This is a genomic window from Dyella koreensis, from assembly GCF_044904565.1.
In the GTDB taxonomy this organism is placed as follows: Bacteria; Pseudomonadota; Gammaproteobacteria; order Xanthomonadales; family Rhodanobacteraceae; genus Dyella_D; species Dyella_D koreensis.
Genome location: NZ_JADIKD010000012.1, coordinates 1,245,221 through 1,271,469, shown reverse-complemented (window position 1 = coordinate 1,271,469; position 26,249 = coordinate 1,245,221). Strand labels below are relative to the sequence as shown.

At 64.1% G+C, this 26,249-nt stretch carries 21 protein-coding genes; 12 read left to right on the top strand and 9 right to left on the bottom strand.

Going from position 1 to position 26,249, the window contains the following annotated elements; genetic code table 11:
- Positions 1-4 precede the first annotated feature (4 nt).
- The 4 genes from ISS97_RS20760 to ISS97_RS20745 form a co-directional block, all read right to left on the bottom strand.
- A complete protein-coding gene (locus ISS97_RS20760; protein WP_379984273.1) occupies positions 5-2,044 on the bottom strand; it encodes a hypothetical protein in 2,040 nt (679 codons plus the stop codon).
- Between the two features lie 490 nt (positions 2,045-2,534).
- On the bottom strand, positions 2,535-3,755 hold the full coding sequence (gene hutI / locus ISS97_RS20755; RefSeq protein ID WP_379984274.1) for an imidazolonepropionase: 1,221 nt from the start codon (positions 3,753-3,755) through the stop codon (positions 2,535-2,537).
- A gap of 15 nt (positions 3,756-3,770) precedes the next feature.
- A complete protein-coding gene (locus tag ISS97_RS20750; protein ID WP_379984275.1) occupies positions 3,771-5,234 on the bottom strand; it encodes a chloride channel protein in 1,464 nt (487 codons plus the stop codon).
- On the bottom strand, positions 5,231-6,805 hold the full coding sequence (locus ISS97_RS20745; RefSeq protein WP_379984276.1) for a GNAT family N-acetyltransferase: 1,575 nt from the start codon (positions 6,803-6,805) through the stop codon (positions 5,231-5,233). Before ISS97_RS20745 ends, ISS97_RS20750 begins: the two co-directional genes overlap by 4 nt.
- A 93-nt stretch (positions 6,806-6,898) precedes the next feature.
- Between ISS97_RS20745 and ISS97_RS20740 the strand changes: the two genes are divergently transcribed.
- Positions 6,899-8,260: a formimidoylglutamate deiminase gene (locus tag ISS97_RS20740; RefSeq protein WP_379984277.1), complete on the top strand. Its 1,362-nt coding sequence runs from the start codon at positions 6,899-6,901 to the stop codon at positions 8,258-8,260.
- A gap of 87 nt (positions 8,261-8,347) precedes the next feature.
- Positions 8,348-8,512: a hypothetical protein gene (locus ISS97_RS20735; protein ID WP_379984278.1), complete on the top strand. Its 165-nt coding sequence runs from the start codon at positions 8,348-8,350 to the stop codon at positions 8,510-8,512.
- A 149-nt stretch (positions 8,513-8,661) separates the two neighbouring features.
- Here ISS97_RS20735 and ISS97_RS20730 read toward each other — a convergent pair whose 3' ends face one another.
- On the bottom strand, positions 8,662-9,561 hold the full coding sequence (locus tag ISS97_RS20730) for a LysR family transcriptional regulator (RefSeq protein WP_379984279.1): 900 nt from the start codon (positions 9,559-9,561) through the stop codon (positions 8,662-8,664).
- Positions 9,562-9,657: 96 nt separating this feature from the next.
- Here ISS97_RS20730 and ISS97_RS20725 point away from each other — a divergent pair, with 96 nt between their 5' ends.
- The 3 genes from ISS97_RS20725 to ISS97_RS20715 are packed head-to-tail and all read left to right on the top strand — an operon-like array spanning position 9,658 to position 12,080.
- Positions 9,658-10,776, top strand: a complete 1,119-nt coding sequence (locus ISS97_RS20725; RefSeq protein ID WP_379984280.1) for an aldo/keto reductase — start codon at positions 9,658-9,660, stop codon at positions 10,774-10,776.
- 18 nt (positions 10,777-10,794) lie between these two features.
- Complete coding sequence (locus ISS97_RS20720; RefSeq protein ID WP_379984281.1) at positions 10,795-11,658, top strand: alpha/beta fold hydrolase; 864 nt, start codon at positions 10,795-10,797, stop codon at positions 11,656-11,658.
- Positions 11,655-12,080, top strand: a complete 426-nt coding sequence (locus tag ISS97_RS20715; RefSeq protein WP_379984282.1) for a GlcG/HbpS family heme-binding protein — start codon at positions 11,655-11,657, stop codon at positions 12,078-12,080. Before ISS97_RS20720 ends, ISS97_RS20715 begins: the two co-directional genes overlap by 4 nt.
- A gap of 436 nt (positions 12,081-12,516) precedes the next feature.
- Here ISS97_RS20715 and ISS97_RS20710 read toward each other — a convergent pair whose 3' ends face one another.
- Positions 12,517-13,032: a Spy/CpxP family protein refolding chaperone gene (locus ISS97_RS20710; RefSeq protein WP_379984283.1), complete on the bottom strand. Its 516-nt coding sequence runs from the start codon at positions 13,030-13,032 to the stop codon at positions 12,517-12,519.
- A 139-nt stretch (positions 13,033-13,171) separates the two neighbouring features.
- Between ISS97_RS20710 and ISS97_RS20705 the strand changes: the two genes are divergently transcribed.
- The 6 genes from ISS97_RS20705 to ISS97_RS20680 all read left to right on the top strand — a co-directional run bounded on the left by ISS97_RS20705 (position 13,172) and on the right by ISS97_RS20680 (position 21,936).
- Positions 13,172-13,861 (top strand): response regulator, encoded by a 690-nt coding sequence (locus tag ISS97_RS20705; RefSeq protein WP_379984284.1) that lies wholly within the window; start codon positions 13,172-13,174, stop codon positions 13,859-13,861.
- Positions 13,858-15,213, top strand: coding sequence for a sensor histidine kinase (locus ISS97_RS20700; RefSeq protein WP_379984285.1), 1,356 nt, complete (start codon positions 13,858-13,860; stop codon positions 15,211-15,213). Before ISS97_RS20705 ends, ISS97_RS20700 begins: the two co-directional genes overlap by 4 nt.
- A 147-nt stretch (positions 15,214-15,360) precedes the next feature.
- A complete protein-coding gene (locus ISS97_RS20695) occupies positions 15,361-16,347 on the top strand; it encodes a DMT family transporter (protein WP_379984286.1) in 987 nt (328 codons plus the stop codon).
- Between the two features lie 348 nt (positions 16,348-16,695).
- A complete protein-coding gene (locus ISS97_RS20690; protein WP_379984287.1) occupies positions 16,696-19,692 on the top strand; it encodes a glycoside hydrolase domain-containing protein in 2,997 nt (998 codons plus the stop codon).
- A 101-nt stretch (positions 19,693-19,793) separates the two neighbouring features.
- A complete protein-coding gene (locus tag ISS97_RS20685) occupies positions 19,794-21,059 on the top strand; it encodes an MFS transporter (protein WP_379984288.1) in 1,266 nt (421 codons plus the stop codon).
- Between the two features lie 493 nt (positions 21,060-21,552).
- Positions 21,553-21,936, top strand: a complete 384-nt coding sequence (locus ISS97_RS20680) for a VOC family protein (RefSeq protein WP_379984289.1) — start codon at positions 21,553-21,555, stop codon at positions 21,934-21,936.
- Between the two features lie 39 nt (positions 21,937-21,975).
- Here the strand turns inward: ISS97_RS20680 and ISS97_RS20675 are convergent, their stop codons facing one another.
- The gene (locus ISS97_RS20675; protein WP_379984290.1) at positions 21,976-23,256 is read right to left on the bottom strand and encodes an alkaline phosphatase family protein; all 1,281 of its coding nucleotides are present in this window, start codon (positions 23,254-23,256) and stop codon (positions 21,976-21,978) included.
- 52 nt (positions 23,257-23,308) lie between these two features.
- Between ISS97_RS20675 and ISS97_RS20670 the strand changes: the two genes are divergently transcribed.
- A complete protein-coding gene (locus ISS97_RS20670) occupies positions 23,309-23,758 on the top strand; it encodes a hypothetical protein (RefSeq protein ID WP_379984291.1) in 450 nt (149 codons plus the stop codon).
- 459 nt (positions 23,759-24,217) lie between these two features.
- On the opposite strand, the gene ISS97_RS20665 is transcribed toward ISS97_RS20670, so the two are convergent.
- A complete protein-coding gene (locus tag ISS97_RS20665; RefSeq protein WP_379984292.1) occupies positions 24,218-24,736 on the bottom strand; it encodes a methylated-DNA--[protein]-cysteine S-methyltransferase in 519 nt (172 codons plus the stop codon).
- Positions 24,733-26,241 carry a DNA-3-methyladenine glycosylase 2 family protein gene (locus ISS97_RS20660; protein WP_379984293.1) on the bottom strand — a complete coding sequence of 503 codons (1,509 nt, stop codon included), beginning with the start codon at positions 26,239-26,241 and terminating at the stop codon, positions 24,733-24,735. The genes ISS97_RS20665 and ISS97_RS20660 overlap by 4 nt, the downstream gene beginning before the upstream one ends.
- Positions 26,242-26,249: the final 8 nt, after the last annotated feature.

Below are 26,249 nucleotides of genomic sequence, written 5' to 3'. Positions count from 1 at the left end.
TTCTTTAATGGCCATGGGCTGCGTTGCGTCGTAATCGTTCGCTTGCCTGCCAGGTTTTGTCCTGGGTGGATTGCGGCAAAGCCGCCGCCCATTGCCTGCTGGCTTCCTGCCAGGTGTCCATCAATGCGGATGCAGGCGTTCCGCTGCGCCACGCTTCTGTGCACAGCTGGCAGGCGCGGGCGAAATCCGCATGGCGCAGGTAGGTCTGTGCCATGTGGTGAAGCGTCTCCGCTTGCGCGGCCGGCATGGCTTCGAGGCGGCTGGTGAGATCCAGCGCAACCCGGCCCTGCACAGGCATGTCAGGGAGCGACTCATAGGCCAGCTGGATAGCGAGCCGGCATTGCAGGCTGTCTGCTCGCCAGCGCGGATGACTGTCGGCCAGGAAGGCGTGCATCAGTGCGTGCGAATAGGCTTCCTTGGCCGGCTCGGGCGGCAACACCTGTCCTCTCGCCAACGCGGTGGTGGCCACAGCGAGGGCGGTTTCTGCCGTGGGTTCGCGTGCGAACAACTCATCGATCAACGATTGAGCAGACGCCAGGCTATTGGCGCGGACGCCGCCCTGTTCGACGCTCGCACGCTGTACCAGCAGCTTTGCATGCAGCCGTTGTGCGTCGTTGGCGTACTCGGGAATGCCCCGCAGGCGCTGGCAGATCACTTCCGCTTCGGCGTATTTGTCCAGGGCGCCGTCGCCCATCTGGCAATGCGCCCAGTACAGCAGCACGTCGATCCAGGCACGTAGTACCGGTCCCTCACCAGCTTCGGTATCGGCAGCGTGGCGAGCCTGCGTGGTGCGAAGACTCAGCAGGCGGGTTGCGCCTTTCTGGCGGGCAAGATGAGCAAGCTCAAGATCGATCGAGCGCGCAAGCCACCGTGCCCGGTTGCCGTCGCCGGCATCAGCTGCGCCGCGTCGCACCAGTGCGGAGGCTTGCGTATACAGCGCATTGAGCTCGGTCTTGCTGGCCTGCGTTATGCGCTGGATTAGCAGTTGAACGAGCAGCCACGCGGCGGAAGGCTCGCGGCCCTGCATGGCTTCCAGCGTCAGGGTCTCCAACTGATCCAGCAGTGATTCCGTTGGTGGAGCGGAGAAAACGAGCACGGGTAATGGGCTGTCCAGCTCGACGAAGAAAGCGGGCAGTGGTTCGCCTGTGATTGTCGCGATCTGCTCCAGTTGGTCGAGGAACGCTGGTGGCGCAGCATCTTCGATCTGGATATCGGTCATCGGCGTCGGATCCGCGATCACTTCGGGCGCCGAAGGTTCACTAGGCGCTGCGCCGCGGTCTTCTGCTTCCGTCACCGTAATCGGCGGCTCGAAGACCTCCGGTGCGTTCCACGCCGGAGCAGATTCTTCGGCATAAACCGGCACCGGCAGAGGAGCAGACATACGTGGCGTTACATCGACCTGGTTACTGAAATGCCAGCCTTCCCATGCGTTATAGGCGGGCTGCGTCAGCGACCAGCTCAGGCCCGAAGGCGGTTGATAGGAAGGTGAGTCGATACGGGCTGGCGGCAGGAGACCATGTGCTTGTTTCGGCGATTCTTCGTCGAGGGTCGCAAGGATGAGAGGCGTTTCTCGGGGGTGTCGGATCGGCCTCGTTTGCTGGCGCTTCGCCTTGTGAATCAGCAGGGCGGTGAGCAATAGAAGCAGCAGTCCCCACAGCGCATAGCGTGCCAACGAAAGAGCTGTGACGTACCACTCAGGGTTGTCGAGCTTGTCTGATTCGGTTTCCGGGGCTTCGTGAGGTTGCCCGTCAGATCCTGGTGGCGTCGTGGGAGCAATGCCCAGGCCAGCACCAGGCGTTGCGGGATGATCGGAAGACAGGTCGGGTGCACCTGACGCTTCCCCGTTTTCTGCGGTCGCAGTGTCTATGAGCGGTGTAGCAGCGTCATGGCCCATGATCGCGCCGCCACTGGTTTCCCGCTTTATCGCTTTGCGTACAGCGTGGCCTGCACCAGGCATCGAAGTCCCGGTGTGCTCCGCAGACATGGATGCAGCCGAGGCGATGGGATACTCCGGCGCTTCGGTCGCCGCTGCCTGCTGTTTCATAGCAGGGCGTGTTTCTTCCGGCACACTCAGCGACGCCCGGCCGCCGTCGTCGGGCCGCCGCGCGCAAGTGGCAAGCAGCGGGCAGGCGAGTGCGACCCATACACCGGTTGCGAGCGCAACGCGACGCGTCCTCGATTTCTGCGCTGCCGACTGCGATGGCGAGCTTTGCATATGCGGGAAGTTCAGAAGCTTCACTATCGCTCCTCGGGAATGCACCGTGCTCCGGATCGGAGCGGTGACTCGAACGGAGGCTCGTGCCGGCGGCGATGCACGCCGCAGCTACCGATGCCTTGCGGTTATCGATAGCGCGTCGTTGGGAGTGCAGGCAGGTTGCCTAAAGGAACGCCTGCGATACTTCAGCGTGGCGAGCCCAGCCAAAGCATGGTATTCGCATTGTCGTTCGGAATGTTCCGAAATTGACCGGTAAAACAGTGGCTTGGATCGGCGGCGGAGTAACCCGCCAATCGGGCCATGCACGCCTATTTCATGCTCAATGTTGGCCGGCGCGATACACCGTGCGTACAAGGTCGCCACCGATCCAGTAGCACAGTTCGGCCGGCGTATTTACCTGCCACACCACCAGGTCGGCGCGCTGGCCGATGGTCAGTGTGCCGCGGTCATGCAAACCCAAGGCACGCGCAGCGTTGACGGTGATGCCGCGCAAGGCTTCTTCAGGGGTAAGACGGAACAGCGTGCACGCCATGCCTGCGGCCATGCGCAGCGATAGCAGCGGCGATGTGCCCGGATTGCAGTCCGTCGCGATCGCCATGCTCACGCCATGCTCGCGCAGACCGGTGATTGGTGGAAGCTTGGTCTCGCGAAGCGCGTAGAACGCTCCCGGCAGCAGCACTGCCACCGTGCCGGCGGCAGCCATCGCGCGAATACCGGCATCGCTGAGATATTCCAGATGATCTGCGGACAGACCTTTGTACTCAGCTACCAACGCAGCGCCGTCCAGATCCGACAACTGTTCGGCGTGCAGCTTGACCGGAAGGCCGAGCGCCTTGGCGCGTTCAAACACACGGCGCGTTTCTTCGTAGGTGAAGCCAATGTTCTCGCAGAACGCGTCGACGGCATCGACCAGGCCTTCGGCAGCGAGTGCGGGCAGCATCTGCTCGCACACCAGCGTTACGTATTCTTCGCGGCGCTCTTTGTACTCGGGCGGCAAGGCATGCAGTCCGAGGAAGGTGGTGCGCACGGTGACGCCCAACGTTTCCCCGATGCGTCGCGCCACACGCAGCATGCGGCGTTCGCTTTCCAGCTCCAGTCCATAGCCAGATTTGATTTCAAGCGTGGTCACGCCATCGGCGAGCAATGCGCGAGCACGCGGCAGCGTTTGTGCGAGCAATGCATCCTCGCTGGCTGTGCGTGTGGCTTTGACGGTGGAAACGATGCCGCCACCGGCACGGGCGATTTCCTCGTAACTGGCGCCGTTGAGGCGCAGATCGAATTCATGCGCGCGATTGCCACCAAAGACCAGATGGGTATGGCAGTCGATCAGCCCTGGCGTCACCAGCGCGCCATGCAGGTAGTCGATGTTGGCGGCACGATTAATCGCATCCGCCGGAAGCGCACCGCTCTTGCCGATCCAGGCGATCTTTCCGTCGGCGATGGCTATCGCACCGTCAGTGATCAGGCCATAAGGCGTGTTGCCGGCAAACGTTGCCAGCGTGGCGCCAATCAGCAGGTGATCCCAGGAGGAGGTGCTCATGTTGGCTCGCGCAATTCAGAGGGAATGTTCAGGTGGAACGAATGTATCGGGTGGGATCGGCGTAGCTGGATCTTCCACCATGGCCTCGACGTCGGCCTCGCTCTCGTTTTCTGCTTGCGCCTTGCGTTGCGCGACCTCGTGCTCGTAGCTCTCGATCAGCCGGTCCGCCAGTGCGCGATACACCGGCTTGCGGCATAGCAAGGAAGAAGCCGCACGCGCCAGCAGGCAGGTGGCCATGATCGGAATCGCCATCTGCTGATTGGCCGTGAGCTCCATCGAGATCACCGTGGCGGTGAGTGGCGCCTGCGTTACGCCGGAGAGATACGCCGCCATCGCCAGCAATACCACCGCGGAAGCATCGGTACCCGGCACCAGCGCGCTGATGTTGTCACCCAGCCCGGCGCCGACAGCCAGCGCGGGTGAGAAGATGCCGCCTGGAATACCGGCCCAGAACGAGGCGATATTGCCGAAGAACTTCAGCACGCCAAAACCTGCTGTGGTATCGGTGTGCCCTTCGAGAATCGCTTTGGCCTGCGCGTAGCCGGTGCCGTACAGGCCGGTATGCGTGAGCTGACTCAGCAGTACCAGCGCCAGTCCGCAACAGGCGGCGAAGATCACTGGCTGGTGCCCGCGCAGCCGCCCGATAAAACCGCGCACGCCGCGGTCATGCGGCAGGATCAGGCGCGCAAACAATCCCCCCGCCAGTCCGCAGATCAGGCCGGTGGCGAGCACGGCCCACCACGCTTTGCCTAGTGGCAGGCCGATGTCCATGCGTCCGAAGTAGGCGTAATTGCCGAGAATGCCGAGCGACACGACGCCGGCAATGATCACCGCCGTCAGCAGAATGCCGCTCATGCGATGTTCGAAGGCACCGCTCATTTCCTCGATGGCGAACACCACGCCAGCCAGCGGCGTATTGAACGCCGCGGCAAGGCCTGCGGCGGAGCCCGCGAGAATGAAACGGCCTGCCGCCGATGGGTCGGCAAAACCGAAACGCCGTCCCAGCGAATACAGCAGGCCGGCACCGACGTGTACGGTAGGACCTTCGCGTCCCACCGATGCACCGCCGAGCAGGGCGGCCAGTGTCAGCGACATCTTGCCGATGGCGACGCGCAACGAAAGCAGGCTCTGGCGAAAACCTTCGTCCTCCACTTTCAGTGCGGCGATGGCCTGGGGAATACCGGAGCCACGCGTGGGCTTGAGCGCGCCCTGGGTCAGCCAGGCGAGCAGGGCGAACATCAGCGGCGTGATCACAAACGCCCACCAGCGGCTATGCGTCACCACCGCATGAAACAGCCCGAACACGTAGTCGGCGGCCTGCGCGAAACCGACCGCGGCCAGGCCGACCAATACGGCGCCGCTCCAGAACAGCACACGCCGGCGCCATTGCACCGGCGAGAACAATTCGGAATCGGCCAGTCGCTGAAAACGCCCACGCGGTTCGGGCGAGGTGTCGCGAGCGTCGTCCTGCTCGCTCATGACTGGCTGTCGCGCTTGGTCATCCAGCGGGTTTCGTACAGATCGAAACGGCGGTCCTTCAGGTTCTGCACTGCCCCGGCGTTGCGCGCGCGGGCCAGGCTTTCCAGCCGCAGATCGGCGAACAGCACGGTCTCGATGTTCGGCTGCGAATCCGCCGCAATGCCGTCGCGCGCGAATGGAAAATCACTCGGCGTGAGGATGCAGCTCTGGCCGTACTGGATATCGAAGTTGTTCACGCCCGGCAGATTGCCGACGTTGCCTGATAGCACCACATAGCACTGGTTCTCGATGGCGCGTGCCTGCGAGCAATAGCGCACGCGCAGATAACCCTCGCGCACGTCGGTGCAGAACGGCACGAACAGGATCAGTGCGCCCTGGTCGGTGAGGTGGCGTGCGACTTCGGGGAATTCGGAGTCATAGCAGATCATCACGCCGATCGGGCCGCAGTCGGTCTGCACCGTGGCCGCACTGTCGCCGCCGATGATGTTCCACACCGTGCGCTCGCTCGGCGTCGGGTGGATCTTTTCGCGCTCGTGGATCGAGCCGTCGCGCAGGCATACATAACAGACGTTATGGATATCGCCATTGGCCTGTTCGGTGGGATGCGAGCCCGCAACGATGTTGATGTTGTAGTGCACCGCCAGCCGGCTGAAGAGTTCCTTCACCTGCGGCGTGTACTGGCTGAGCTTGCGGATGGACTCCACCGGCGACAGCTCCGCGTTCTCGATCGACAGCAACTGCAGCGTGATCAATTCCGGAAAGGTGACGAAATCCGCGCTGTAATCCGCCGCGATGTCGGTGAAGTACTCCACCTGCGTGGCGAATTCGTCGAACGATTTGATCCGGCGCTGCTGGTACTGCACCGAAGCCACGCGCACCGAATCGGGGAGGCGCTGCGGCGTCGGGATCGACGGAATATCCGGCTGATTGAGCAGGCGCGGATTGCGCCATACCAAGTGCGCCGCATAGCCGAGCGATTCGTAATCCGATGGCACGTAGCCGCGGATGACGCCGATCACTTCGAAATCATTGCTGAGCTGGAAGCTCAGGGTGAGGTCGCGCCGCTTGCCTTCCACCACGGCCTGCACGTAAGCCTCGGCGCTACCGTAGCGCTGCATGTTCTTGGCCAGCCCCGGGATGCGTCCGCCGAACACGATGCCGCGCAGCTTCAGATCGCTGCATAGCTGCTTGCGCGCGTGATACAGGCGCTGGCCGATGCGCATGCCGCGATAGTCCGGATGCACCACCACTTCCATCCCGTACAGCCAGTTGCCGTCCGGCTTGTGGCGCGAGGCCATGCCGCCGCCGGTGATCTGCATCCAGGTATGCGGTGCCAGCGCGGTGGCTTCGTCGATGCGGAACGTGGCGCAGTAGCCGACGATCTGGCCTTCGTACTCGACCACGAACTGGCCTTCGGGGAAATGTGTCTGCTGGGAGCGCAGCATTTCCGCCGCATGCCCCCATTCGGGCGTATATACGCGGGCGGTGAGATCGACCAGGGCCGGTACATCGGCAGGCGTCGCCTGGCGCACCAGCAGCTTGGGGGTGTGCTCGTTGGTCTTCTTGGCCATTCGCGCATTATGCCGTAGCGAAGTCCACGCCCGATGAACCCGGCCGTCAGCGGGGCCGGTTACACTCCGCGGCATTCGCACCGGAGCCACACAATGAGCGACACCGCCCGCACCTACAGCGCTGACCAGCTCTGGCTGGCCGATGGATGGAGCACCGATGGCGCCTTTGCCGTGGATGCGAGCGGCCATGTGGCGCCCCCGGAAGGCAGTGCGGAGCGGCTGGGCGGCTGGGTGCTGCCAGGTATGCCTAATCTGCATTCGCACGCTTTCCAGCGCGCCATGGCCGGCCTCGCCGAGCGCAAAGGGAAAAGCGACGACAGTTTCTGGACCTGGCGCGAAACGATGTATGCATTCGCCGCCAAGGTCGGCCCCGAGGAACTGAAGGCGATCGCCGCGCAGCTGTATGTCGAGATGCTCAAGGCCGGCTATACCCAGGTCTGCGAGTTCCACTACCTGCATCACCAGCCCGACGGCACGCCGTACGCGCAGCCGGAGGCGATGTCGCTGGCGCTGATCGAGGCGGCGCGCGAAGCCGGCATCGCGCTGACACTGCTGCCGGTGCTGTACATGACCGGTGGCTTCGATGGACGCCCACTCACCGTGCGCCAGCGCCGCTTCGGTCACGACCTGTCGGCCTATGTGCATCTGCTGGAAACTCTGCGCAGCCACGAGCGCGACGACCTTCGCGTCGGCATCGCCCTGCATTCACTGCGCGCCGTGCCGGAAGAGGCGATGCGCAGCCTGCTGGCGACCAGTGCAGCAAAGGATGTGCCCATCCATATCCATATCGCGGAGCAGATCGGCGAAGTGCAGGACTGCCTCGCTACGCGTGGCTCGCGTCCGGTCGAATGGCTGCTGGATCATGCCGATGTCGATAAGCGCTGGACGCTGGTGCATGCCACCCATCTGACCGGCCACGAAACCTCGCGCCTTGCACGTAGCGGCGCTGTCGCCGGTCTGTGCCCGACCACCGAGGCGAATCTCGGCGACGGCCTGTTCCCGCTGGCCGATTATCTCGATGCGCACGGCACGCTGGGCATCGGTTCGGATTCGCATATCTCGATTTCGCCGGTGGAAGAACTGCGCTGGCTGGAGTACGGCCAGCGCCTGTCCACGCGCCATCGCAACATCGCCGCACGGCGCGAAGGCGACAGCGTGGGCGAAACGCTATGGCGTGCCGCGTTGCACGGCGGTGCGCGGGCGGCTGCGATGCCGGTGGGCGAGTTGCGCACGGCGGCGCGTGCGGATCTGCTGGTGCTGGACGATGAGGCGCCGCTGTTGGCCGCCCGCGACTCGCGCTCGCTGATCGACAGTTTTCTGTTCGCCGGCAACGTGCCGCTGGTGCGTCATGTGATGTGCGGCGGGCGCTGGGTGGTGCGCGATTTCCACCATCACGATGAAGCCGGTATCGCCGCTCGCTATCGTGCCGTGGTTGAGCGATTGGCGCGGGGCTGAACGCCAAGCATCCGTACTTATTTGCGACGTCAGCGCGCTACGTAACACGACGTTTTCCGAGGCACCTCCCTGCTTTGGAGCGTCTCCATGTCACGCCTCAGAACGTATTTCCTGTTAGCCGCCATATCCGTCGTAGCCAGTCTGTCGCTGAGTGGTTGCGTCGTAGTGGCACCTCGCCATGGCGGTGTCTGGGTGCCGGGCTATTGGGGGCCGCCGCATGTGTGGGTGGAAGGGCATTGGCGCTATCGCTGAGCGCCTGTTTGCGATCCCGGCAAAGCCTCCGCACCGCCGGTAGGAGCGCACCCTGTGCGCGAAAGCCCTGCGTTAGCAGGGCCGCCTTTGCCACATGAAGAGAAAAGAGCGGCCCTGCGTTGCAGGGCTCTCGCGCACAGGGTGCGCTCCTACGGCTGCATGCGCTCGCGCAGGAAATCCATCAGAGCGCGCAGCTTCGGTGGCACCTGGAAGCGGCTGGGATAGTAGAGATAGAAGCCTTCGTACGGCGGCAGCCAGGTATCCAGCACGGTTTCGAGCCGGCCGGCGGCGATGTGTTCGCGCACGGCCGGCTCCACCGTGTGTGACAGGCCAAGACCGTCCAGTGCGGCGCGGATGGCGAGCGCGAGATCGTTGACGATCAGCGGTCCGTCCACATCGATTTCGAACCAGCGGCTGCGTTGCGCGAATTCCCAACGGTAGATTGCGCCGCTGCTGATGTAGCGGTTGCGAATGCATACATGATCCTGCAGATCGCGCGGATGCTGCGGGCGTCCGTGTTGTTTGAGGTAGCGGGGCGAACCCACTACGACGGAACGCACAGGGCCACCCACCGGCACCGCCACCATGTCGCGCGCCAGCCGCTCGCCGAGGCGGATGCCGGCGTCGTAACCACCGGCCACCAGATCGACCAGCCCGCCGTTCACGTCGATATCCAGCTTGATCTCCGGCCACGCGCGCAGGAAGTCGGTTTGCATCGGCGCGATCAGCCAGTCCAGCACGATCTGCGGCACGGTGATGCGCAAGGTGCCGGCAGGGCGGTCGCCATGCTGGCGCAGTTCGTCCAATGCGCTGTCGATGACGGCGAGCGCCGGCGTAATGCGGTCGAGAAACTGCCGGCCCGCCTCGGTCAGGCCGACCTTGCGCGTGGTCCGTTGCAACAGGCGCACCCCGATGCGCTGCTCGAGCTGGCGCATGGTCTGGCTCAGCGCGGACGCGGTCACCTCCAGCTCCGCCGCCGCGCGGGTGAAGCTGCCGTGCCGCGCGATCAGGTGGAAGGCGCGCAGGGCGGGGGTGTGATCGTCTCTCATTGATTAGCCTTGCTTAATAACGCATCAAGAGGATCGGTATTTTTCTACGTAATGGCAAGCGACAGACTGTGCCCATCCCAACCGGAGGAACACGCCATGTCGCTCGACCAGTACTTCACCCTCGGCCGTTCCGGCCTTCGCGTCAGCCGCCTCACCCTGGGCACCATGACCTTCGGCGACGACTGGGGCTGGGGCGCCGCGGAAGACACCGCGCGCGCCATGTTCGATCGCTACCTCGCCGCTGGTGGCAATTTCATCGACACCGCCGACATGTACACCGAAGGCACCAGTGAAACGATGCTGGGCAAGTTTGTGGAGCAGGCCGGTGTGCGCGACCGCGTGGTGATCTCCACCAAGTTCAGCTACAACGCACAGCCCGGCAATCCCAATGCCGGCGGCAATGGACGCAAGAACATCATGCGCGCCGTGGAAGGCTCGCTGCGCCGCCTGCGCACCGACTACATCGACCTCTATCTGCTGCACACCTGGGACCGCATCACGCCGGCCGAAGAAGTGGTGCGTACGCTGGACGACCTGGTGCGCGCCGGCAAGATCCGCTACGCGGGCCTGTCCGACGTGCCGGCCTGGTACGCCGCCCGCGCGCAGACCTTCGCCGAGGCGCACGCGCTCACCCCGTTGGTGAACCTGCAACTCGAGTACTCGCTGATCGAACGCCATATCGAGCACGAATACGTATCGCTGGCGACGCAGTTGGGCATGGGCATCACTGCATGGAGCCCGCTCGGCATGGGCATGCTTTCCGGCAAATACCGTCCCAGCCAGGCGGGCGGCGAAGGCGAAGGCCGTCTGGCCAAGGTCACCGCGGCGCCGGGCTTCGAGCGCTTCACCGAGCGCAATTGGCAGATCGTGGCGGCGCTGGAACAAGTAGCGCGCGAGAGCGGACACAGCATGGCGCAGGTCGCATTGAACTGGGCCGCCAACCAGCCCGGTATCGCGTCGCTGATCGTCGGCGCCACCAAGCTGTCACAGCTCGACGACAACCTGGCCGCACTCGATTTCACTCTGCCAGATGAACTGCGCGCACGACTGGATCAGGCCAGCGCACCGTACGCGCCGTTCCCGTACTACATGTTTGTCGACCGTCAGCAGACGCGTATTCACGGCGGTGTGGCGGTGGGCGACAAGCCGGCCGGCTACGCGCCACCGGTATTCGTCGACGCCGTCGAAGCGCGCGACGTGCGCGCGAGCCGCTGAGCCAGGGAGTCATCACTCATGTCACGCACACAAACGCGTCGCAAGGAACTTACCGTGCCGCATGCACGCTGGGTCGAAGTTGATGGTGCGCATCTGCATGCCGAGCTGGCTGGGCAGGGCGAGGCCATCACCATGCTGCACGGCTTCCTGATCGACAGCGGGCAATGGGATGTCGAGTTCGCGGCATTCGCAGACACACACCGCGTGCTGCGCTATGACCTGCGTGGCTTCGGTCGCTCTTCCATGCCGGAGGCACCTTTCGTTCATTACGAGGACCTTGCCGCCGTACTGGATGCCCATGGCATCGAACGCACCGCGCTGTTGGGCTGTTCCGGTGGCGCAGCCGCCGCGCTGGACTTCGCGCTGGCGCATCCCAAGCGGGTCAGTGGGCTCGTGTTGATCGGTACGGGCTACTGGGGACGCTATCCGGGCAGCACGCCTGAGGCGCGCACCTTCGTCGACGCCTTCCAGCGCGGTAATGCCGACGCGATGCTCGAAAGCTCGCTGTACACCTTTGTCGATGGACCGCGCCGTTCGCCCGAACAAAGCGCTCCCGGTGCGCGAGAACGCGTCCGCGCGATGAGCGCGTGGAATTTCAATCGCAACGACGGTTACTGGCGCCACTCGCAATGGCAGCGCGATCCGCAACGTTCGGTGCTGGATCACCTCGCTGCTTTGCGGGTGCCCGCGCTGATTATCGTCGGCGAGGAAGATCAGCCCGAATATATCGAGCTAGCGCGGGAGCTGGTGAATGGCATGCCACACGCGCGTCTTGCGTTGATTCCTGATGCCGGACACCACACCAACATGGAAGCGCCCGAGATCGTGATGCCCCTGTTGCGCGACTTCTTCGACAGCCTTGCCGGGACTTCTGCCGCATGAGCATATTGATGAAGTATGGGCCGCCCATCACGCTCGACGACGCTTCGCGAGTGATGGCGGCCGCGGAGGCCGAGGCACGCCGCCATGGTTGGCCCATGGTGATTGCCATCGTCAGCAGCAGTGGCCATCTGGTGATGCTGCATGCGTTTGACGATGCCCAGCATGGCAGTGTGACGGTGGCGCAAGGCAAGGCGGAAACCGCCGTGAATTTCCGTCGTCCGTCGAAGCTGTTCGAGGATGCGGTGAAGGAGGGCGGACTCGGTTTGCGGCTGTTGGGCATGTCCAATCTGCTGCCGCTTGATGGTGGTTTGCCGTTGTGCCGCGATGGGCGGGTGATTGGGGCCATCGGTGTGTCGGGGATGCAGTCTGTGCAGGATGCGCAGGTGGCTGCGACGGGGGCTTCTGTGATCAATGATGCATGAGTGTTTTCACTTCCTCTCCCCCCAGGGGAGAGGATTGGGGTGACGGAGCTCACGACGCCATCTCAATTTCGTCATTCCGGCGCAGGCCGGAATCCAGTGGCGTTGTCGCACGGTTGTCGCGTCTGCGTGCTCTGGCTCGCCTGCCGCGGGCTTCCGAACCGCTGCCGCGGTCCGGGTCACTTTCTCTTTGCTGGCCCAAAGAGAAAGTAACCAAAGAGAAATGGCCTGAAGAGCAGGCGGTGCGCCCTGTAGCTGCGCTTTTTCCAGTGCCAGACGGTCGAATGACTTTCGTCGAAGCTTTGTCGTCCAGCTCTCGCCATCGCACACGAGGGGCGAAGATCAGAAGCAAAAGCATTGGGCACTGTTCGCAAAAAAACGGCGCCCGTGTTGCCACGGGCGCCGTCCCACCGGGGTGCTACCTATCGGGTTGGAGAGCTTACTGAGCGGACGTCGCACCCGACGACGACGTACCGGCAGACTGGGTGGGATGCTGGGCCTTGAACTGTTCCCACTGTTCCTTGCGTGCCTGGCGCTCGGCCTTCAGCGAGGCGAGCTGGGTTTTCTGCGCCGGGGTCAGCAGGGCGTAGATCTGCGTGCGCAGGGCAGCGCGCTGCTGGATGCGTGCCTGCAGGGCGCTGGCTTCTGCCTGGCCCAGGCTGGCGGCGGCGGACTGATAGCCGACCTGATCAGGCGTCATCGCTTCGAAGGCTTCGCGCTGCTGGCGCAGGTTCTGACGCTGCGACTTGTTCTGCTCGAAGCTGCTCTTCACCAGCTGCTTGATGCTGGTGCGCTGGGCGTCGGTCAGGTTGAGCTTGTCCATGCCCATCAGCATGGCGTGGCCGTGGTGACCATGGCCGCCACGGAAGCCGCCATCCTGACCGGCAGCAACGGCAACGGTGGTGAGAGTCATGGCCGAAGCCAGAGCCAGGCCAAGGAGGAGATTCTTGCGCATAGGTCGTGCCTTTCGTGGTTGGGGGACTTGCGGAGTATTTGACGACACCCCGGTGTGTATGTTCTTTGCGGAAAGGTAAAGATGCGTAAAGCTGGTGGTATGGCTGCCATCGCAAGTTCTGACAGGTTCTAATGAACGCATGTCCAGAATCCTGCTTGTTGACGACGACCGCGCACTGACCGACCTGCTGGCCGAATACCTTCGGCGCGAAGGTTTTACCGTGGATGTCGCGCACGATGGCGACACCGCCCTGACGCTGTTGCGCCATCCTTCGCAGCGTCCCGATCTCTTGGTTCTCGACGTGATGATGCCGGGCCGCGATGGCCTGGAAACCCTGCGCGAATTGCGTCTGCAGCACCGCTTGCCGGTGATCATGCTGTCGGCGCGCGGCGAGCCGGTGGACCGGGTGATTGGTCTTGAACTGGGCGCGGACGACTATCTTTCCAAACCCTGCCTCCCACGCGAATTGCTGGCACGCGTACGTGCGCAGCTGCGCCGTAACGCACCTGCAGCGACGGGTACGGTGGAAGTGGGTGTGTTGCGCCTGCTGCCGGGCGAGCGTCGCGCTTATGCCGCGGACAAGGAGCTGAGCCTGACCGGCGCCGAGTTCATGCTGCTGCTCGCCCTGGCGCAGCGCACGGGTGAGCTGGTGGACAAGGCCTCGCTGACGCGCCTGGCTCTCGGGCGCGAGCTGGAGCGTTTCGACCGCAGTGTGGATGTGCACATCAGCCGGCTGCGGCACAAGCTGGCCGAAGCTTCGGAGCAGTCGCCGCGCATCGAGTCCGTGCGTGGCGCCGGCTACGTGCTGGTGGCGGGAGCGACGGCATGAGTCCTTTCAAGAGCTCGCTCTACGGGCGCCTGCTGGTGTGGTTCTTTGTGGTCAACCTGCTGGTGCTGGTGCTCGGCGGGTTTCTGACGCGGCGTTTCATCGAATACACCACCGCGGTCGAGATCAACTGGGCTTCATTGGCGGAAGGTGCAGGGCAGGCCTACGACAGTGGCGGCACACCGGCCCTGCAGGCATGGGCGGCGGAGCAGCGACAGGAGGGTATCGATGCCACGCTGTTCGAGAACGGACAGGCGCTGACTCCCATGCGCCTGCCGCCTGCCATGCGTCAGTCGTTGCCGGACTGGCTGGCCGAAGGACGCGACATGGTGATGCAGCCCTATCCGCGTCTCTATCTCGCCGTGCAGCAGGTGACCGGCAAGGATGGCAAGGTGCGGCAGCTGGTGGCGTTGAGCCGCACTCATGTACGCATGACACAGCAGACACGCGAGCAGATTTTCCTGGCATTCCAGTTCGGTCTTTCTCTGTTGTTTATCGGCCTGGTGGGCTGGTGGGTGGCGCGCAGCGTCGCCAGGCCGGTGGAGGCACTGCGTGACGCCACCAAGCGCATGGCATCAGGTGAGCTGTCGACGCGCGTCGGGCCGGAAGGGCGCAAAGGGCCCGGCGAGTTGTCCCAGCTTGCGCATGACTTTGACGCCATGGCCGAACGCATCGAGGCGCTGGTATCGCACGATCGCGGTGTGCTGCAAGATCTCTCGCATGAACTGCGTTCGCCGCTGGCGCGTCTGCATCTGATCCTCGATCTCGCCCAACGCAGTGATGCCGATCAAGCCGCTGCGTATTTCCGGCAGGCCGAACAGGAGATCGGCCGGCTCGACCGCATGACCGGCGAAATGCTGGCGCTATCCCGGATGGAAGGCGGGCTCCCCGGCATGGAGCGTGAACGCGTGGATCTCGCCGAAGTGGCGTGCGACGGTGTTGCGCAAGTCGAGCTGGAAGCCGCTGCGCGCAAGGTTCAGCTGCATCTTGCGGTCGAGGGTGCCCTGATGGTGTCCGGCAATGCGCAGCTATTGGAGCGTGCACTGGACAATCTTCTGGCGAACGCGATCAAGTTCAATCCCGAAGGTGGATCCATCGAACTTGGCGTGCGTGCCGTGGAAGGGATGGCGGAACTGACTGTCCGTGATCATGGTCCGGGCGTACCGGACGAGGAGCTGGAGCAGTTGTTCCGGCCGTTCTTCCGCGGCAGCAATGCGGCGCGCGCAGAAGGACACGGACTCGGCCTTGCCATCGTGCAGCGCGTGACCCAGGTGCATGGCGGTGACATCCATGCGCGCAATGCCGAAGGCGGCGGACTGGAAGTCCGGCTGCGTTTGCCGCTCATCTCCGGGTAGGAGCGCACCCTGTGCGCGACAAACTGGCCGACGGCCGGTTTGCGACCTGCCACGCCGGTTCGCGCACAGGGTGCGCTCCTACCATCATTAGGCGACGAAGAAGCTCGTCGGCATACTAGCCGCGTCTTTTTCGTTCGCAGGATCCCGATGCGCTCCCATGCTCCCGCCGCCGTAGGGCTCGCGCTGTGCTCGGCGTTGTTCTTCACGCTGACCTATGTGCTCAACCGCAGCCTCGTGGCCGGTGGTGGACATTGGGTATGGGCCGGCATCCTGCGTTATCTGATCACTTTGCCTTTGCTGGCGCTGGTGCTGCCCTGGCAGGGCGGTGCCGGTACTTTGCCGCAGGAACTGCGCCGGCATCCGCGTACCTGGTTGCTGTGGAGCAGCGTGGGTTTTGTGTTGTTCGGCGTGCCGCTGACCTGGGCAGCGAGCAGTGGGCCGTCGTGGCTGATCGCGGGCAGTTTCCAGACCACGGTGTTGGCGGGGCCGTTGATGGCGCCGTTGATCTATCGGGATCATCGGCGGCATCTCGCATGGCGCAGCCTCGCCATTGGCTTGCTGATTGTGCTGGGTGTGTTTGCGCTGCAATGGGGACACGCGCAAGGGCAGCTGCATGCCGGTGACTGGCTGGCGATCGCTGCGGTGGCGGTGTCTGCTTTTGCTTATCCGCTGGGCAATCGCATGCTGCTTCTGCATATGGAGCGCGAAGGCACGCAACTGACCGCGGTGCAGCGCGTGTTTGGTATGACCCTGTGCAGTTGGCCGCTGTGGTGGCTGCTGGCCGTGGTCGTGTGGTTCACCGTCGGGCCGCCCGGCTGGCGCGAGGTGTGGCTGGCTGGCGGTGTGGCACTTTCATCCGGTGTGATCGCCACCGTGCTGTTCTTTCGCGCCACCGACATGGTGCGCAGCGAACCCACCGCGCTGGCTGCGGTGGAGTCGATGCAGGCGGCGGAGTTGTTGTTCGCGACCGTGCTTGGTGCGATTTTCCTTGGCGAAGCGTGGCCGCACGGTTTTTCCGCGTTCGGTGCACTGTTGATCATCGTTGGCATCGCACTGTTTGGCTGGATCAGCGGGCGCTCCGCCGCGGGCCATGATGAGGACGTGCGCACACTTCGCACCGATCGTGGTGCTTGATAAGAGCCTGTCCTCGCCTTTCGCATAGCTCGCGTTGAGTCGCAGTGGGCGCCATGCGGTGGAGCGTGGCGCAGTGCCTGGCTGGCTGCCAGGTCAAGCCGCGCGCCGCCGCATGGCGCCCACTGCGACTCAACCCTCCGGGCCGGGTCTGTTTGCCCGCATGTCTGCGTCATCACTCGGTTGTGTACGGACGTACACGCCCTCGTTCTTCCTTGCCCTGCGCGCAAACCGATCCCGGCGCGAGCCATGCGAAAGGTGAGGACAGGCTCTCAGACGTCTGGAACTTGCCCCTCGATAGCAAACCGGGTTAAACACCTCAACTTTCGTCATGAACGTGGTGGGGTAGCAATGAATAACCGGCGCTGTGCGTGGATGGTGATGGGTGTGTTGCTGGGGGTGACTCCCGCCATGATGGCCACGCCATCGGCCTCCATGCCGGCATTGCGCTGGGATGCCTCGAAGTTCGGCAATCATCGCTATCTCGTGCAGGTGGACGCGCCCGCGGCAGCCGTGCGCGTGGACATTCCCTGGCGCCGTCGCGATGCGCATCCGGATCAGGTGGCGGTGGTCGTCACAGGGCCGGATGGCGAGGTGATCTCCAACGTTTTGCGCGGAGCGATCGATCAGGCGCACGGCGAGCTGGTGTTCCAGGCGGCCAAAGCCGGCACTTACGCGATCTACTACCAGCCTTATCTCAGCAACGGACGCAGCAACTATCCCACGGTGACTTATGCGGCACCGAAGGACAGTGCCGATGCCGGCTGGGCGCGCAAGCTGGGCAAGGACTGGCAGAAGCTGCCGTCGGCGAAGGTGCTGCGCTACGAAGCCGTCGACGATTTCGACGCATATACCGACATGGAGCGCACCGCCACGCCTGCGGAACTGCAATCGCTGCTCGCGGCGCACAAGGACGCACCCTGGCTGCTGTTTCCCGAAACGCGCGCGTACCCCGTGCGCATGTTCGATACGCTGCCCGAGCGCTGGGCTCAGCGCGGCCCGGGCGGTGCGTTGAGCGACACGGCGCTGCGCGGCGAATACCTGAGTTTCCAGGTCGGCGTGTGGGCGCCGAACAACGCCATCAGCCATGTGCAGGTGGCCTTCGCGGACTTGCAAGGCCCGGCAGGCGCTGTGATCCCCGCCAAGGCGCTGACCTGCTTCAATCTGGGCGGCACGGATTTCACCGGGCAAGCTTTCACCGCGCAGGTGGATGTAGCCAAGGGTCGCGTACAGCCGCTGTGGATGGGGCTCGATATTCCCGCCGATGCGAAGCCCGGTGTCTACCGCGGCGAAGTCACCGTCAGCGCGGAGGGCGTGCCCGCGCAGAAAGTACCGCTGGTGATCACGGTGGGCGACGGTGCCGCGGTTGCGCATGGCGATGATGATCCATTCAAGCTCACCCGTCTGCGTTGGCTCAATTCCACGCTGGCGCAGGACGACGCGCTGGTGAATCCGTTCACGGCGATCACGGTGAAGGGCTCGACGCTGGGCATTCTGGGGCGCGAGGTAAAGCTGGGAAACAATGGTCTGCCGGCACAGATCGAGAGCCGCTTCGACGAGAAGATGACGGGCCTTGCCGCGCAGCCGCGCGCCTTGCTTGCGGCGCCAGTGCAGTTGATCGTGCAGGACAGCAGTGGCGCGCATGCGTGGGAAGCCAAGGGCGCGCCTGGTGTGCAGAAGGATGGCCCCGGCAAAGTGCACTGGACGGTCGGGGGCAACGCGGGTCCCTTGCGGGGTGAGGTCGAGGCCTCGCTGGAAGCCGATGGCACGCTGACTTATGCCATTGCGCTCACCGCCACCAAAGCCGCCACGCTCAGTGATATTCGTCTGGAGATGCCGCTGCGCAATGACGTGGCAAAGTTCCAGCTCGGTCTTGGCCGCACCGGTGCCGCCGCGCCGGCCGATTTCAGCTGGACCTGGAATGTGCAGAACAACCAGGACGGCGCCTGGATCGGCGCGGTCAACGCGGGCGTGGAGTTCCACCTGCGCGACGAGCATTACCTGCGTCCGCTCAACACCAACTTCTATCACCAGCAGCCGTTGCGCATGCCGGTGTCGTGGGACAACGGCGGGAAGGGCGGCATCACCTTGCATCGCGACGACGCGCGCTATCTGGTCAAGGCCTTCAGCGGCCCGCGCACCATGCAGGCCGGCGAAACGCTGCATTACGACCTGGTGATGCGTGTAACGCCGTTCAAGACGATCAATCCCGCGCAGCATTTCAGCGAACACTTCTTCCACAAGTACGGCGACCTCGACGCGATCAAGGCCGACGGCGCGAACGTAGTGAATATCCACCATGCCACGCCGATCAATCCGTGGATCAACTATCCCTTCCTCGAATCGAAGGCGATGCGCGACTACATCGATGCGGCGCATCAGCGCGGCATGAAGGTGAAGATCTACGACACCGTGCGCGAAGTCTCCGACCGCGCGCCCGAGTTGCCGATGCTGGAATCGCTGGGCCATGAGGTGATCAGCGCCGGCAAGGGCGGCGGCTTCTCCTGGCTGCAGGAGCATCTCGACGGCGACTACATCGCCGCCTGGCATGTGCCGGAGAACCGCGACGCCGCGGTGATCAACGCAGGCCAGAGCCGCTGGCACAACTACTACATCGAAGGCCTGGACTGGCTCGCCCGCAACGTGGGTATCGATGGCCTGTATCTCGACGATGTGGCCTACGACCGCACCACCATGAAGCGTGTGCGCAAAGTGCTTCAGGCGCATCGTCCGAATCCGCTGATCGACCTGCACTCGGCCAATCAGTACAACCCGCGCGACGGCTATATCAACAGCACCTTGCTCTATATGGAGCTGTTTCCGTACATCGACCGTCTGTGGTTCGGCGAGGAATTCGATTACGAGAAGACTTCGCCCGATTACTGGCTCACCGAAATCTCCGGCATTCCCTATGGCCTGATGGGCGAGATGCTGCAGCACGATGGCAACCCGTGGCGCGGCATGCTGTTCGGCATGACCAACCGCCTTGGCTGGTCGCCGGGCAGTGATCCGCGTGGACTGTGGAAGCTGTGGGATGCGTTCGACATCGCCAAGGCCGACATGATCGGCTGGTGGGTGCGCGACACGCCGGTCAAGACCGGGCGCGACGACGTGCTGGCGACCAGTTATGTGCGCAAGGGGCAAGGCACGTTGATCGCCATTGCCTCCTGGGCGCCAGAGAAAGTCGACGTGAAGCTCAGCATCGACTGGAAAGCGCTTGGCCTCGACCCGCGCAAGATGAAGCTGGTGTCGGCGGAGGTGCAAGGCTTCCAGCCTGCGGCGACGTTCGCGCCGGGTGATGCGATTCCGGTCGAACCGGGCAAGGGCTGGCTGCTGCGCGCGGAATGAAATAGCGGCCTGCATGACATCCGCCGACGTCGAACGACCCGGCGGATGGTTCTATCCTAGACCGAATGCGCCGGCGTTCCGGCGCAACGTCGAGGAAGCACATGCAGGCGAATGCACGACCGGGTGAGCAGGCGACAGCGGACTTTATCCGGCACGGTACCCCTATCTTCCGGCGTACCAACTTCGCCTTGTTCGCGGCCGGCATTGCCACGTTTGGATTGCTCTATTGCATCCAGCCGCTGATGCCCGAGTTCAGTAAGGACTTCAACGTCAGCGCCGCCACCAGTGCGCTCTCGCTGTCATTGACTACCGGCGTACTTGCCGTCGCCATGTTGTTCGCGGGTGCCGCTTCCGACGCGTGGGGGCGCAAATCGGTGATGACCGTGTCGCTGCTGGCTTCAGCGGTGATCGTCTTGCTGACGGCGATGGTGCCGGACTGGCACACGCTGCTGATCCTGCGCACCTTGCTGGGCCTCACCCTGAGCGGCCTGCCTGCGGTGGCGATGACCTACCTCAGCGAAGAGATGCATCCGGACTCGATCGGCCTCGGCATGGGCCTGTATATCAGCGGCAATGCCATCGGCGGAATGGGTGGACGGCTGGTGGCCGGTGTGCTGGCGGACTTCGTCGGCTGGCGCATCGGCGTGGCGGCGGTGGGGGCGATCGGATTGCTTGCAGGCCTGGTGTTCTGGCGCAGCCTGCCGCCGTCACGGCATTTCACTGCGCATCCGCTCAACCTGCGCACACTGCATGCGCGCTTCGCGGGAGCTTTTCGCGATGCCGGTCTGCCGTGGCTGTTCGCCGAAGGGTTTTTGCTGCTGGGCGCGTTCGTCACGGTCTACAACTACATCGGTTATCGCCTGCTGGCGGCGCCGTATAACCTGAGTCAGGCGGTGGTCGGCCTGATCTTCAGCGTGTATCTGATCGGTACGTTCAGTTCGGCATGGATGGGGCATCTCGCCGGTCGTCTCGGGCGACGCAAAGTGCTGTGGACCGCGTTTGCGCTGATGCTGGCGGGCGTGCTGCTGACGCTGACGCAACCGCTGCTGTTGATCGTGTTGGGCATTGTGGCGATCACGTTCGGTTTCTTCGGGGGGCACTCCATCGCCAGCAGTTGGGTGGGGCGGCGCGCGGGGGCGGCCAAGGCGCAGGCGTCGTCGATGTATCTGTTTTCGTATTACATGGGGTCGAGTCTGGCTGGTGCGGGCGGTGGTTTGTTTTATGCCTCGCATGGGTGGCCGGGGGTGGCGGGGTTTGTGGGGGTGTTGGTGTCGGTGGGGTTGTTGATTGCGTGGCGGTTGTATTGGTTGGCGCCGTTGCCGGGGCCGCCTTCGACGGGGGTGGAGCCGCCGTTGCCGGAGGTGTGATTTTTCTCCTTCTCCCTCGGGGATAAGGTTCGGTTCTTGCGATATCCCCACCTACTCGTCATCCCTGCGTAGGCCGGAATCCAGTAGTGATGTGCTTCGGTTGTCGCGTTGCTCCATGCGGGTCCGCCTGCGGCGGGGTTTCGTCTCGCTGCCGCGAGCCGAGTTACTTTTCTCTGCTTGCCCAGAGAAAAGTAACCAAAAGAGAGGGCACCCCTCTTGCGCGCTCTCCGGCTACGCCTGCGGGTTCGTGAGGGTTGGCCGGGCTTTTCGACACGACATCCCTGTCGTGTCGAAAAGGCATCGACGTCCTGTCGATGCCCCCTTCGGGGCCTGATCGTCCAACCCTCACCGCTCCACAGGGGACCCGTTACGGGCTCGCTTCGCATCGCCTAGCAGAGAAAAGCATATAGCTTCCTCTCCCCAGCGTGGATGGCGTTGCTGTGGAACAGGTCGGTTATCGTTTCAGTTATGTCACTCGTAGAGATCTCATCGCATGCATATCGAGTCGCTTGATCATCTGGTGTTGACCGTGGCGGATGTTGCGGTGAGTTGTGCGTTCTATACGCGCGTGCTTGGGATGCAGGAAGTGGCGTTTGGTGCGGGGCGTAAGGCGCTGGCGTTTGGTGGGCAGAAGATCAATCTGCATCAGCACGGGCATGAGTTCGAGCCGAAGGCGCAGCGGCCGACGCCGGGTTCGGCGGATCTGTGTCTGATTACGCGGGCGTCAACGCAAGAGGTGCTTGCGCATCTGGCGCAGTGCGGTGTGGCGGTGGAGGAGGGGCCGGTGGCGCGCACGGGCGCGCGCGGGCCGATTGAGTCGGTGTATTTTCGCGATCCCGACGGCAATCTGATCGAGGTGAGCCGTTATCCGGACTAGGTCACCGTCCGGCTGGCGGACGGTGACCATGCTGTGGGCTTACTGCGCTTCGGACTTCAGCGCATCTTTTACTGCGTTGTAGTCGCCGTCGTTCTTGGCGGGCGTCAGGTTCAGCAGGTGGGTCATCAGCGGATAGACGTCCACATTGGGGAAAGCGGGGATCTGCGCGCCTTCGCGGAAGGCGGGGCCGTGGGCGACGAACAGTGCCTTCATGCGTGGGTCGGCGTTGTCGTAGCCGTGTTCGCCCAGGCTCAACTTGCCGTCTTTGAGTTTCTTGGCCTGGTAGGCGCGGGTGGTGATGCGCCAGCCGACGTCGGCGAGGCAGAGCAATTGCGGTACGCGCGGGTTGCTGCCGTAGGCGAAACGCTCGGGCACGCGGGTCTTATCCCAGCACTGCATATGCTTCTGCGGCTTTTCCAGTTTGGCTTCGATCTTGGCGAAGTCGAAACCGGGCTTGGGGTTGAAGCCGGCGAGCACGCCCATGCTTACGGTCTGCACATGGTCCAGCGGGATGAGTTTTTCGATCATCACGCTGTTCTTGGCAGGCACGCTGGCCATGCCGTGGTCGGAGACCACGATCAGGTTGATGCGATCGAACAGCTGGCGTTGCTTGAGGCCATCCACCAGACGCGCGAGTGCGGCATCGACCTTGCTCAGGGCGGCATTGACCTGCCGCGAATCCGGACCGTGCTCGTGGCCTGCGTGGTCGACGTCGTCGAAGTACAAGGTGAGGAAACTGGGGCGCTGGTCGGCCGGCAGATCCAGCCAGGCGAGCACCTGATCTACGCGCTGCTCGGGCGTGACTGAGCCGTCGTACGGCTGCCAATGATCCGGGCGATAGTCGTGGATCGGCGCTTCGGTGCCGGGCCAGAACATGGTGGCGGTATTCAGGCCGCTGCGGCCGGCGGTTTCCCAGATCGGCGTGCCCTGTGCCCACCAGCGGCCGTCGGCGCCGGCTTTGCGGTTGCTCAGGCTGAACTCGCCCAGCGCGGGGTCGAACATGGTGTTGTTGACCATGCCGTGATGGTCCGGGCGCAGGCCGGTGACGATGGTGTAGTGGTTGGGGAACGTCAGCGACGGGAACGAGGGCTGCATCGATTCGGCCGTCACACCGCCCTCCGCCAGCGCGGACAGGGTGGGGCTGAGATTGCGTTCGACGTAGTCGGCGCGATAGCCGTCGATGGATATCAGCAGCAGCGGTGTCGGAGCGGGCCTGGCGGCCGGCGCGGCGGTGGTCGAAGGCGAAGCGGGAGGCTGCGTGGCACACCCGGCGCTGAACGCCACAACGGAACATAACAACAGGCGAAACGGGAATTTCATGCGTGAGTCCATACGATCACTTCAGACAATCCGGACATGATGGCGTAGTCATATGACCAATACATCTCTTTCCCTCGCCCGCCGGATTGCACAGCCGTTGCTGGGCGTGTCACTGCTGCTTTCCGCCGGTGCCGTGATGGCCTGGCAGCAACAGCGTCCCCCGACTTCGCAGCCGCCGACGATGAGCGCGTCGGCGATCCAGGCGCAGCAGGCCAATCAGCAGGCGCTGTTGATGGATCAGGTGCAGAAGAACCAGGTGCAGGAGGAGCAGCGCCAGCGTAATGCGGCGGCGATCCGCCGGCCGTTTGCCAACGACAAGGCGGCGACGGGGGCGCTGGATAGCAGCGATCAGGCGCAGCGTGATCAGTACAACGCTAGGCAGCAGGATTTGCTGAATCGGTATCGGGCGGCGTCGGCGGTGAATCCGGTGGTGTTGCCGCAGGCGGCGCCGGCTAAGAAGAAGGTGGAGTCGCAGGGGGCGGGGCAGCAGCCTGCGCGCTGAGGATTTGGTCTGGCGACATCCTTTCCTACTTCGTCATTCCGGCGTAGGCCGGAATCCAGAGTGGCGCGCTTCGATGTTTGCGTTGTCGCGACCGGGTTCGCCTGCGGCGGGGTTTCGTCCTCCTGCCGGAGGCCGAGTTACTTTTCTCTGCTTGCCCAGAGAAAAGTAACCAAAAGAGAGGGCACCCCTCTTACGCGCCCTCCGGCTTCGCCGGCGGGTCCGTGAGGCTTGGCCGGGCTTTTCGACAGGACATCCATGTCCTGTCGAAAAGGCATCGGCATCCATGCCGATGCCCCCTGCGGGCCTGATCGTCCAACCCTCACCGCTCCACAGGGGACCCGTTACGGGCTCGCTTCGCATCGCCTAGCAAAGAAAAAGAAAGAGCAGCTCCCTCTCCCCTATGGGGAGAGGGTTGGGGTGAGGTGTGGGTGCTCGGGATGGCGTTGCTATTGAGGGCGTTTAGCCCGGCATCGCAAACAAATCGCCATGCACTACGCGGCCTTCCATCGACAGCAGGAATCGTTTGGTTGGCAGGCCGCCGCCGAAGCCGGTGAGGCTGCCGTTGCTGCCGATGACGCGGTGGCAGGGGAGGACGATGGGGAGGGGGTTGCGGCCGTTGGCTGCGCCGACGGCGCGTACGGCGAGGGGTTGCTCGATGCGGCGGGCGAGTTCGCCGTAGCTGATGGTAACGCCGTAGGGGATGCGGTCGAGTTCGTGCCATACCTGCAGTTGGAACGGGGTGCCGAGAGGGTGCAGTTTCAGGGTGAAGTGCTGGCGTTCGCCGGCGAAGTATTCCTCGAGTTGCCGGCGCGCTTCGGCCACGGGTTCGGCGGCGCGGATCCAGCTGGGATCCGCAGCTTTCTGGTGGCGGCCGGTTTCGAACCAGATTTCGCGCAGGCCCTCGGCGTCGGCGACCAGGCGGAGTCGGCCGATCGGGGTGGGCATGTCATCGAACCAGATGGGGTGGGTTTCGTTCATGGCTTCGATACCTTGATCTTGGCGCGTGCCGCGGCGGCATCGCTGGCGCTGCGCCATAGATGCATCACAGCGTAGGCGCGCCATGGGCGCCAGGTTTCCGCGAGGGAGGTGAGGGCCTTGGTGCTCAGTTCCGCGCCATCGCCTGCGGCGGCGCGGCGCAGGATCAGGTCGGCGGCGGGGAAGGCGTCGGGATGGCTGAGTGCGCGCATGGCCATGTAGTGCGCGGTCCATTCGCCGATGCCGGCCAGCTCCACCCAGCGTGCGACGAATTCGTCGAGTGGCTGCTCGCTGCGGAAATCGATACGGCCGTCGAGCAGCGCCTGCGCCACGCCACGCACCGTGGCGGCGCGAGCGCTGGTCAGGCCGACGTCGCGCAGGTCGGCATCGGCCAGGATCTCGGGACCGGGGAACAGGCGTTCGAGGCCAGGCACCACTGGAGCGTTCACGGCGGTGCCATAGCGCTGCACGATGCGTATCGCCAGGGTGCGTGCGGCAGCGACGCTGACTTGCTGGCCCAGGATCGCGCGTACAGCGATCTCGAAACCGTCCCAGCCGCCCGGCAGGCGCAGGCCGGGGCGGCGGCGGTGCATGGGTTTGAGGACTTTGCTGGCATGCAGTACGTCGCCGATGGATTGCGGATCCGCATCGAGATCGAACATGCGCCGCAGCTTCGCGACCACGCCGAGCAGTTGCACTGGCTGCGGGCAATGCAATTGCAGTTGCAGTGCGTGTTCCGCACCGGGCCACGGGCTCAGGCGCAGCCAGCCCGGCGCATCGGCGGGACCAAACACGCGTGCGTAGCTGTGTTCGTCTACGTGCTCCACGCCGGGCAGCGAGCGTGTGCGCAAGAAGGCGAGGATCGCCTCGAAGTCGTACGGTGGGCGATAGCCGAGCCGCAGTGTCAGCGCGTCGCCGGTACTTTTGCTCGGATGCCGGCGCAGCTCGCGCGGCGGCACGCGGTTCGCCTGCTGGAACGCGGCGTTGAAACGACGCAGGCTGCGGAAGCCGGAGGCCATTGCCACGTCGGTTACCGGCATAGTGGTTTCGGTGAGCAGTTGTTTGGCGAACAGCAGGCGACGGGTGGTGTGTACGCTGATCGGTGGCGCACCGAGGCGTTCCACGAACAGGCGACGCAGCTGACGTGCGCCGATACCGACGCGTTGTGCGACCTGCTCCAGGGAGTCGTCTTCGAGTGCGCCTTGCTCCATCAACTTCAGCGTGCGTGCGATCACATGATCGCCACGTTGCCACGCGTCGTTGCCTGGAGACAGCTCCGGCCGACAGCGCAGACAGGGGCGGAAGCCTGCCGCTTCGGCCGCGGCGGCGGTGGCGTAGTAGCGGATGTTTTCCGGTTTCGGCGACGGCGCGGGGCACACCGGGCGGCAATAGATCCGTGTGCTGGTGACCGCGGTGAAGAACAGACCATCGAAACGCGCATCGCGGCTCAGGCGTGCCTGGTCGCAGATGCGGCGGTCGGGGAGATGAGGGGCGCTGGAATCCTGCATAAGTGCAG